This is a genomic window from Variovorax boronicumulans NBRC 103145, from assembly GCF_001591345.1.
Classification (GTDB): domain Bacteria; phylum Pseudomonadota; class Gammaproteobacteria; order Burkholderiales; family Burkholderiaceae_C; genus Variovorax; species Variovorax boronicumulans.
Genome location: NZ_BCUS01000029.1, coordinates 51,069 through 60,476 on the forward strand (window position 1 = coordinate 51,069; position 9,408 = coordinate 60,476).

Consider the following 9,408-nt stretch of genomic DNA (forward strand, 5'->3'; position numbering starts at 1 on the left):
CGTCAGTGCGCGCGCAGGCTCTTGCGCAAGCTCTCGCGCACGCAGGGCTGCGCCAGGTAGCGCAGCCGCTTGGCCTCCTGCCGGCCGAGCGTGACGGTGTGCATCACCACGCCGCAGACGAAGGACAGCAGCGCCGCCAGCATCGCGCCGGTGGCGAGCACCGCCGTGGGCAGCCGCGGCACCAGGCCGGTGTGGGCGTAGGTCATGAACAGCGGCAGGGCCAGCGCGAGCGCAGCGATCGCGAGCACGGCCGCGACGATCGAGAAGAACTGCAGCGGCCGCTCGCTCACGAACAGCTTGCCGATGGTCTTCAGGATGCGCCAGCCGTCGCGGTAGGTCGAGAGCTTGCTGTGCGAGCCTTCGGGGCGCGTGCTGTAGGCGGTGGCTTCCTCGGCGTAGGGCATGCGCAGTTCGAGCGCGTGCACGGTCAGCTCGGTCTCGATCTCGAAGCCCTGCGACAGCGCGGGGAACGACTTGGCATAGCGGCGCGAGAACACGCGGTAGCCCGAGAGCATGTCGGTGAGGCCGCCGCCGAAGAGCTGCGCCACGGTGCCCGTGAGCAGCCAGTTGCCGAAACGGTGGCCGGCGCGGTAGGTGAGCGCGTCCTGGCCGTCGTCCACGCGGCTGCCGACCACCATGTCCAGGTTGCCCTCGACCAGCCGCGCGATGAGGCGCGGCGCGGCGGTGGTGTCGTAGGTGGCGTCGCCGTCGACCATCACGTAGATGTCGGCCTCGACGTCGGCGAACATGCGCCGCACCACGTTGCCCTTGCCGCGCGCGGCCACGTGCGTGACGATCGCGCCGGCCGCGCGGGCCACGGCGGCCGTGTCGTCGGTGGAGTTGTTGTCGAAGACGTGGATCTCGGCACCGGGCAGGGCCGCGCGGAAGCCCTCGATCACCTGGGTGATGGCCAGGGCCTCGTTGAAGCAGGGAATGACGGCGGCAATGCGCGGCATGGCGGACACGGGGGCGGGTCGGTGGTCGGTCGTCATGGAGCGGTCGTCGGAAGGAGTCGGTAGGCGCGGCTGCCGTCTTGGTCGTGCAGCAGGCCATAGTACTGGTCGAAGCCGGGCCGCACGCTGAGCACTTTCACCATCTCGGGCGACATGACGACGGTGGTGAAGCCCTCGGCCGCCAGCTTGCGCGCCGTGTCGCCGGGCGACATCAGCAGGTAGTCGCGGTAGCGCCAGCGCCCCAGCGTGTCGCCCCAGATCGGGTTGGGGCCGTAGTAGATCGCCTCGTTCAGCGCGATCTGGTAGACGCGGCCGGTCACGTTGCGGCGCACGTAATCCATCACGCCGTAGCCCGGCACGTGCTTGCGCAGGAAGGCCTCGCGCGCCTCGGGCGTGAGCGAGATCATCGACACCTTGGTGGCCGTCTGGCCCACCGACACGGCGGCCAGCACGGCCAGCAGCAGCACCACGACCCAGTCGCCAACGCCGGCGCCACTGCGCGGGCCGTCTGCAGCGACAGCAACGGGCGCTCCGCGCAGGCGGCGCACGCCCGCCGCGATCCAGCCGAACAGCACCTGCCAGCCCACGGCGGCCGTCATCGCGAGCAGCGGGAACGAGGCCATGAGGTAGCGCGGGTAGCGCGAGGTCACGACCCACACGGCCACCGAGTACAGGCAGAACCAGCCCGCCGCGCGCACGGCGGCGGAGCGCTTCCACCACACGCTGAAGGGCGCGAGGAACACCGACCAGATCAGCGCGTTGGGCATCTCGGCGTGATCTCGCACGTCGGCCACCTGCTGCACGTAGTCGGCCGGCACCCATTCGGTGAAGCCGAACACGCGCGCGCCGATCGGGTTGAAGGGGTCGCCCGTCATGATCGCGTTGCGTGCGTACCAGTAGATGCACGGGATCAGGAAGCACAGCAGCGCGGGCGCCCAGGCCTGCAGCAGGCGGCGCTCGTGGCGCACCACGAACAGCGCCACCAGCGGCAGGAAGATCAGCGCCTGGTACTTGGAGCCCGCCGCCACGCCGAGGCAGAACGCCGCGAGCGAGAGCCAGCGCGTGCCGTCGCGCAGCGGTTCGGATTCGCGCCACCACCACAGCGCCACGAAGGCCGACAGCACGAACAGCGCCACGCCCATGTCGATCAGCGCGTTGGCGTAGTCGCCCATGCCCAGCCAGATGGCCGCGCCGATGCAGGCGGTGAGCCGGTTGGCGTGCAGAATGCCCAGGCGGAAGATCATCAGCACCGACAGCGCACCCGCCAGGGCGTTGAGGAAGTGCGGCAGCACGTCGTCGCCCACCTGCAGCGCGGCGGCGTACAGCAGGTTGTAGTTGTACGGGAACCAGGGGTAGCGCAGCCAGTCGTGGATGCCCAGCGTGCCCTGCTGCGCCACGAGGCGTGCATACGGCAGGTGGTACATCAGCTCGTCGAAGGCGGCCGGCGGTGCGAGCGGCGCCACCAGCGCGGGCAGCGCGACCAGTGCCAGCGCGATGGCGGCGATGCGTTCGAAGCGGGTCCACGGCGGCGTGGCGGGCGCGGCCGCGCGCAGCGCACGCACCTCGGCACGCCAGCCGCGCCACTGCCACGCGGCGGCCACGACGCCCGCGCCGATCAGGCCCAGCGTGGCCTCGCGGCGAAAGAGCCCGAAGATCGCCAGCGCCTGGAAGGCACAGATGTAAAGGCCGACACCGAGCGCGGCCGATATGGCCGCTTCGAGCCAGGCGTCGCGGCGCGAGGGCGGGCGCAGGCGCGCGAGCACCGCGCGGCCGGCACCCCAGCAGGCAATCACGAAGATCGCGAACTGGGCGTAGTGCGCGGCGGCAAAGATCAGCTTCTGAATATCAACTCCCGTGGCCGGTCACTCCGGTCGCGCCGACCGGCCGGCAGGTTCAAAGGTTCGGCGCCAGCAGGCGCTCGAGCTCCGCTTCGCTCGTGCGGCGCCGCGCGGCCTGGTCCTGCAACTGGTCGTGCCCGATCTTGCCGACGTTGAAGTACGTCGCATCGGGGTGCCCGAGGTAGAAGCCGCTCACGCTGGCGGCGGGCATCATAGCGAGGCTCTCCGTCAGGGTCATGCCAATGTCCGCGCAGTTCAGAAGGTCGAACATCGGGCCCTTCACGCTGTGGTCGGGGCAGGCCGGGTAGCCGGGCGCGGGGCGGATGCCGCGGTACTTCTCGGCAATCATGTCGTCGTTGCTCAGGCCCTCGTGGGGCGCGTAGCCCCACAGGTCGGTGCGCACGCGGTGGTGCATGGCTTCGGCAAAAGCCTCGGCCAGCCGGTCGGCCAGGGCCTTGAGCATGATGGCCGAGTAGTCGTCGAGGTCGTCGATGAAGAACTTCTCTTTCTTCTCGACGCCCAGGCCGGCCGTGACGGCGAACACGCCGACGTAGTCCTTCACGCCGCTGTCCTTGGGCGCGACGAAGTCGGCCAGGCAGCGGCTGGGGCGCATCACGCCGTCGATCATCTGCTTCTCGGTCTGCTGGCGCATGCCGTACCAGGTGAGCGCAACTTCGCTGCGCGTCTCGTCGGTATAGAGCTCGATGTCGTCGTCGTTCACGGTGTTGGCGGGCCAGAAGCCGACCACGCCGCTGGCGCTGAGCCAGCGCCCTTCGATGAGGCGCTTGAGCATGCGCTGGCCGTCGGCGTACACGCGCACGGCCTCGGTGCCGACGATCTCGTCCTTCAGGATGGCGGGGAACGGGCCGGCCAGGTCCCAGGTCTGGAAGAACGGGCCCCAGTCGATGTACTTGGCCAGCTCGGTGAGGTCGAAGTTCTTGAACACGCGCCGGCCGATGAACTTGGGCACGGTGGGCACGAAGTTGGCGAAATCGACCGGCGTCTTGTTGGCGCGCGCCTTGGCCAGCGGCCACATCGGCACCTGCTTCTTGTTGGCGTGCTGCGTGCGCACCTTCTCGTAGTCGGCGTTGATCTCGTCGATGTACGCGGTGGCCTGGTCCGAGAGCAGCGACTGCGCCACGCTCACGCTGCGCGAGGCGTCAGGCACGTAGACCACGGGGCCTTCGTAGTGCGGCGCGATCTTCACGGCCGTGTGCACGCGGCTGGTGGTGGCGCCACCGATGAGCAGCGGGATCTTCTTGATGCGGAAGTGGTCGTCCTTCTGCATCTCGCCGGCCACGTACTGCATCTCTTCGAGGCTGGGCGTGATGAGGCCCGACAGGCCCACGATGTCCGCGCCCTCGACCTTGGCCTTCGCCAGAATTTCGTGGCACGGGACCATCACGCCCATGTTCACCACTTCGAAGTTGTTGCACTGGAGCACGACGGTGACGATGTTCTTGCCGATGTCGTGCACGTCGCCCTTCACGGTGGCGATGATGATCTTGCCCTTGGTGCGCACGTCGCGGCCCGCGGCCTCGTCCTGGCGCTTTTCTTCCTCGATGTACGGAATGAGGTGGGCCACGGCCGACTTCATCACGCGCGCCGACTTCACCACCTGCGGCAGGAACATCTTGCCCTGGCCGAACAGGTCGCCCACGATGTTCATGCCGTCCATGAGCGGGCCTTCGATCACGTGCAGCGGACGCCCGCCCTTGGCGAGGATCTGCTGGTAGGCCTCTTCGGTGTCCTCGACGATGAAGTCGGTGATGCCGTGCACCATCGCGTGCGACAGGCGCTGGTTGACGTGCACCGGGTGCTCGGGCGTGCCGCGCCATTCGAGCTTCTTGCTGTCGTCCTTGGCGCCGCTCTTGGCGGTCTCGGCCACTTCGACGAGGCGCTCGCCCGCGTCGGGGCGGCGGTTGAGCACCACGTCTTCCACGCGCTCGCGCAGCGTGGGCTCCAGGTCGTCGTACACGCCGACCATGCCGGCGTTGACGATGCCCATGTCCATGCCCGCCTGGATCGCGTGGTACAGGAACACGGTGTGGATGGCCTCGCGCACCGGGTCGTTGCCGCGGAAGCTGAAGCTCACGTTGCTCACGCCGCCCGACACCTTGGCGCCCGGCAGGTTCTGCTTGATCCAGCGCACGGCGTTGATGAAGTCGACCGCGTAGTTGTCGTGCTCCTCGATGCCGGTGGCGATGGCGAAGATGTTCGGGTCGAAGATGATGTCTTCGGGCGGGAAGCCCACCTCGTCGACCAGCACGCGGTAGGCGCGCTCGCAGATCTCGATCTTGCGCGCGTAGGTGTCGGCCTGGCCCTTCTCGTCGAAGGCCATGACCACGGCGGCGGCGCCGTAGCGCTTGACCAGCTTGGCCTCGTGCTTGAACTTGTCGACGCCCTCCTTCATGGAGATGGAGTTGACGATGCCCTTGCCCTGGATGCAGCGCAGGCCGGCCTCGATGACCTCCCACTTGGAGCTGTCGACCATCACCGGCACGCGCGCGATGTCGGGCTCGCTGGCGATGAGGTTCAGGAAACGCACCATGGCGGCCTTGCTGTCGAGCATGGCCTCGTCCATGTTGATGTCGATCACCTGCGCGCCGTTCTCCACCTGCTGGCGCGCGACGGCCAGGGCGTCCTCGAACTGGCCGTTGAGGATCATGCGCGCGAAGGCCTTGGAGCCGGTGACGTTGGTGCGCTCGCCGATGTTGACGAACAGCGAGCCTTCGCCGATGGCGACCGGCTCGAGGCCGGACAGCTTCATGGGAGGGGGAGCGACGGGAGCGGAAACGGATGCGGGAATCTGGGACATGGCCTCACCTGCGGAAGAGTCGGACAGGCGAGCGTCGTTGTCGCCCCAAGCCTGACGATTCGCCTCTGTGGCGAACCGCTGCAACGCTCCTTGGGAAGTCGCGCATTTTAGGTCGATTCGATTGCGCCCTGGGAAAACCCCAGTTTTCATTCCTGCACGTGTCAACAGAATGCGCCCACCGTTTCTGAACGAACGTTCGTGTTTTTAACCAAACGTAAGGGAGTTCGCCGATGGCCAGGAAGTGGAATGTCCGGTTGCAGCATGCAGCCACCCCGATGCGCGCCGTGGCCTTGAGCTGCGGCCTCCTGGCCGCCGCGGCCCTCGCGGTTCATGCGCCACCGGCGCGTGCCGCCGCCGGCGACAGCGCCACCCGCGTCGAGGCCCGCGTCACCTCCGACACGGCGAAGACGAAGTACCCGATCGTGCTGGTCCACGGCCTCCTGGGCTTCGACAACCTGCTGGGCGTCGACTACTTCTACGACATCCCCGGCAGGCTGGCCGCCGCGGGCGCCAAGGTGTACGTGGCGCAGGTGTCGGGCACCAACACCTCCGAGATCCGCGGCGAGCAGCTGCTGCAGGAGCTCAAGACCATCCGCGCGCTGGAGCAGAACCCCACGCTCAAGTTCAACCTCATCGGCCATTCGCAGGGCTCGCCCACGGTGCGCTACGTGGCGGCGGTGGCGCCCGACATGGTGGCCTCGGTCACCTCGGTGGGCGGTGCCAACGGCGGCTCGAAGGTGGCCGACCTGCTGGCCAAGCTGCCCGAGGGCGGCATCGGCCAGACCCTGGTGGTGAAGGCCGTCGGCCTGCTGACAGGGCTGATCGGCTTTCTCTCGGGCAAGGACCCGAGTCAGCTGCCCGAAGTGCCGCTGAACGCGCTGGCCTCGCTGACCACGGCGGGCGGCGCGGCCTTCGACGCCAAGTTCCCGCAGGGGCGCCCCGCGCCGGGCTCGTCGTGCGACGTGAAGAGCGGTGCGGCCGTGGCCAACGGCGTGCGCTACTACTCGTGGTCGGGCGTGTCGACCAGCTTCAACCTGTTCGACCCGAGCGACACGGCGCTGTCGACGCTGGGCAGCCTGTTCTTCTTCGGCGAGGCCAACGACGGCCTGCTCGCGGTCTGCACCACGCGCCTGGGCACCCACCTGGGCGACTACCGCCAGAACCACCTGGACGAGGTGAACCAGGCCTTCGGCAACACCTACGGCAGCCAGTTCCCGTACTACGAGAAGAAGCCGCCGGAGCTGTTCAGGGAACAGGCCGCGCGACTCAAGAGCGCGGGGCTCTGAGGACGCTGCGCATGCGCGGTGTGGCCTTGACCATCGGCGCCGTCGCGCTGGTGGCCGTGGGGACCGGCTGGCTGGCGATCGGCCCCGGGGCGGTCGATGCGCCGCAGGCCGCCGCGCCCCGCGCCACGGCGGCGGTCGCGGTGCCCACCGCGCCTCGTCCGGCGCAGTCCACCGCATCGGCCCCTGACGCCCTGCTCACCAGCGACCTCATCACCCTCTTCGACCAGGTGCTTGCCGAAGCGCAGGCCGACAGCAAGGCCACGCTGATGGCCCGCGCGCCCGCCCTGCTCGCCCAGCGCCTGCGCGAGGACTGGCGCGTGCGCGCGCTGGGCCTGCTGGAGCGCTACGTCGACATGCAGGAAGCCCTGCGCACCCTGCAGCCGCCCGCGCCCGGCGACCCGGCCTTTTTGCGGCGCAGCCTGGAGGCGCGCGAGGCGGTGCGCCGGCAGTTCTTCGCGCCCGAGGAAATCGAAGGCCTGTTCGGCGACCAGATCCGGCAGGACCGGTTCATGGCCGAGAAGATGGAGCTGCTGTCCAACCCCGGCCTCACGCCCGAGCAGCGCGCGGCGGCGCTGGCGCAGAGCGAGCAGGCCTGGCTGTCGCCCGCGCAGCGCGAGGTGCGCAAGGAAGCGGTGGCCCATCTGGACGTGATGCGCCAGACCGAGGCGCTGCAGGCGCGCGGCGCCAGCCCCCAGGAGCGCTTTGCCGCGCGCAGCGAGACCTACGGCTACGAGGTGGCGCGCGGGCTGGCCACGCTCGACCAGGAAACCCAGGAATGGAACGCCCGGCTCGACCGCTACGCCAGCGCGCCCGAGGCCGAACGGGCCCAGCTGCGCGAGACGCTCTTCAACGAGAACGAGCGCCTGCGCCTGAGCGGGGCCCTGGCGATGCGCTCGACTGCCGCGCCCAAGTCGGCGCGCTGAATTCGTTAAGTAAGCGCAGGCTTACGCAGGCTGCGCTTCGCCCATGGCCGAGGCCGGCAGGCCGAACACGCGGTCGAAGGCCCAGTTGAAGACGAAGGTGTAGACCAGGAAGAACACCACCAGGCCCAGGTCCATCACCAGCGCCTGCCAGAGCGACACGCCCAGGCCCCAGGCCAGCATCGGCACCAGGAAGGCGATCAGGCCGCCCTCGAAGCCGATGGCGTGGGCGATGCGGCGCTTCAGGCTGCGCCCGCGCACCGCCTGGCGCGACTCCCAGCGCTCGAACAGGGCGTTGAAGGTCAGGTTCCAGATCACCGCGATGACCGAGGCGCCCACGGCCAGCAGGCCCGAGTGGCCGAGCCCCGCGTCCGACATCAGGGCCAGGCCGGCGCTGGCCGCCACGATGGCGATGCCCTCGTAGAGAGAGATGTAAACGATCCGACGCTGAAGGCCCTGCATGACTGTTTCTCTGTGTGTTTGACTGCGATGGAGGGACTTTATTTGCTTTTAGTTGATATAAAAAGTTAACTTATTTCAGTTTTATTGATAGATCGGGGCGCCATGGCTTTCTCCAGCGACAACGTCGAGGTCTTCCTGGCCGTGATCGACCACGGCTCGTTCTCGGCCGCCGCGCGGGCGCTGCGCAAGGTGCCGTCGGCCGTGAGCATGGCCATCGCCAACCTGGAGGCCGAGCTGGCGCTGCCGCTGTTCGACCGCAGCGGCCGCGAGCCCCAGCCCACGTCCGCCGCGCGCTCGCTCGAGCCGCAGGCGCGGCTGCTCGCGGCCCAGTTGCGGCAGTTGCAGGTGCAGGCGCTGGCGCTCACGCAGGGGCTGGAAGACCGGCTCACGCTGGCCATTGCGCCCGAGCTGCTGGCCGCGCCCTGGAGCGGGCCGCTCGCCGCGCTGGCCGACGACTACCCGCTGCTGCAGGTCGAGGTGCTGGCCGCGCCGCAGGCCGACGCACTGGCGCTGCTGCACAGCGGCCGGGCGCAGCTGGCGCTGGTGTTCGAGCGCCCCAGCCTCGACGGCCGCGAGGGCTTCCAGGAGGTCGGCAGCGACACCATGGTGGCCGTGATGGCGCCCGAGCACCCCGTGCTGCGCGCGGCGGCCGGCGGGCGCCTGCGCGAGGAGCACCTGACCAACACGCGCCAGATCGTGGTCGCGGGGCGCGACCTGGCCACCAGCGACCCGCGCTTCGTGTTCGCGCGGCATGTCTGGCGCACCGACAACGCGCTGGCCGCGCTGAGCCTGATCACCGCGGGGCTGGGCTGGGGCTGGCTGCCGCGCAACTTCGCGCGGCCGCACGTGGCGGCGGGCGCGCTGGTCGAGATCCCGTTCGAGAACCTCAGCAACGGGCTGGACCTGTGGGTGGACGTGGTGTGGTCGCGCGAACGGCCGCTGGGCCTGGGCGCGCAGCGCTTCGTGGCGCTGATCGCGCGCGACCGGCAGGCGGCGGCCGGCATCGGGACGCCGGCCGTGTGAGCCGGGTCAATTCTTTCCGTGGCCGTGGCCGTGGCCGTGCCCGCCTCCACCGCCGTGCCCACCGCCCCCGCCGTGCGGACGCCCTCCGCCACCACCGCCGCCCCCACC

Annotated in this window: 7 protein-coding genes and 1 riboswitch; of the genes, 3 read left to right on the forward strand and 4 right to left on the reverse strand. The window is 69.4% G+C overall.

What is annotated here, in order from left to right:
* Positions 1-2: 2 nt before the first annotated feature.
* From VBO01S_RS11210 to metH, 3 genes are all read right to left on the reverse strand, one after another.
* Complete coding sequence (locus tag VBO01S_RS11210; RefSeq protein WP_062473993.1) at positions 3-992, reverse strand: glycosyltransferase family 2 protein; 990 nt, start codon at positions 990-992, stop codon at positions 3-5.
* Positions 989-2,746, reverse strand: coding sequence for an ArnT family glycosyltransferase (locus tag VBO01S_RS11215; protein WP_255221098.1), 1,758 nt, complete (start codon positions 2,744-2,746; stop codon positions 989-991). Before VBO01S_RS11215 ends, VBO01S_RS11210 begins: the two co-directional genes overlap by 4 nt.
* Before the next feature lie 100 nt (positions 2,747-2,846).
* Entirely contained in the window at positions 2,847-5,609 is a 2,763-nt protein-coding gene (gene metH / locus VBO01S_RS11220) for a methionine synthase (protein ID WP_082818090.1), read from the reverse strand.
* A gap of 22 nt (positions 5,610-5,631) precedes the next feature.
* A riboswitch (S-adenosyl-L-homocysteine riboswitch) is annotated at positions 5,632-5,707 on the reverse strand.
* A 132-nt stretch (positions 5,708-5,839) separates the two neighbouring features.
* Between metH and VBO01S_RS11225 the strand changes: the two genes are divergently transcribed.
* Both VBO01S_RS11225 and VBO01S_RS11230 read left to right on the forward strand, forming a co-directional pair.
* Positions 5,840-6,895, forward strand: coding sequence for an esterase/lipase family protein (locus VBO01S_RS11225; protein ID WP_235926910.1), 1,056 nt, complete (start codon positions 5,840-5,842; stop codon positions 6,893-6,895).
* Positions 6,896-6,906: 11 nt separating this feature from the next.
* Positions 6,907-7,818: a lipase secretion chaperone gene (locus tag VBO01S_RS11230; protein WP_062473996.1), complete on the forward strand. Its 912-nt coding sequence runs from the start codon at positions 6,907-6,909 to the stop codon at positions 7,816-7,818.
* A gap of 21 nt (positions 7,819-7,839) precedes the next feature.
* On the opposite strand, the gene VBO01S_RS11235 is transcribed toward VBO01S_RS11230, so the two are convergent.
* Complete coding sequence (locus VBO01S_RS11235; RefSeq protein ID WP_062473998.1) at positions 7,840-8,277, reverse strand: PACE efflux transporter; 438 nt, start codon at positions 8,275-8,277, stop codon at positions 7,840-7,842.
* Positions 8,278-8,379: 102 nt separating this feature from the next.
* Here VBO01S_RS11235 and VBO01S_RS11240 point away from each other — a divergent pair, with 102 nt between their 5' ends.
* Complete coding sequence (locus VBO01S_RS11240) at positions 8,380-9,300, forward strand: LysR family transcriptional regulator (RefSeq protein WP_062474000.1); 921 nt, start codon at positions 8,380-8,382, stop codon at positions 9,298-9,300.
* Positions 9,301-9,408 lie beyond the last annotated feature (108 nt).

What these genes read in the sequence shown, in the direction of transcription:
- metH (WP_082818090.1), bottom strand. Translation starts at nt 5,609, where the DNA reads ATGTCCCAGATTCCCGCATCCGTTTCCGCTCCCGTCGCTCCCCCTCCC.
- VBO01S_RS11235 (WP_062473998.1), bottom strand. Translation starts at nt 8,277, where the DNA reads ATGCAGGGCCTTCAGCGTCGGATCGTTTACATCTCTCTCTACGAGGGC.
- VBO01S_RS11210 (WP_062473993.1), bottom strand. Translation starts at nt 992, where the DNA reads ATGACGACCGACCACCGACCCGCCCCCGTGTCCGCCATGCCGCGCATT.
- VBO01S_RS11240 (WP_062474000.1), top strand. Translation starts at nt 8,380, where the DNA reads ATGGCTTTCTCCAGCGACAACGTCGAGGTCTTCCTGGCCGTGATCGAC.
- VBO01S_RS11225 (WP_235926910.1), top strand. Translation starts at nt 5,840, where the DNA reads ATGGCCAGGAAGTGGAATGTCCGGTTGCAGCATGCAGCCACCCCGATG.
- VBO01S_RS11230 (WP_062473996.1), top strand. Translation starts at nt 6,907, where the DNA reads ATGCGCGGTGTGGCCTTGACCATCGGCGCCGTCGCGCTGGTGGCCGTG.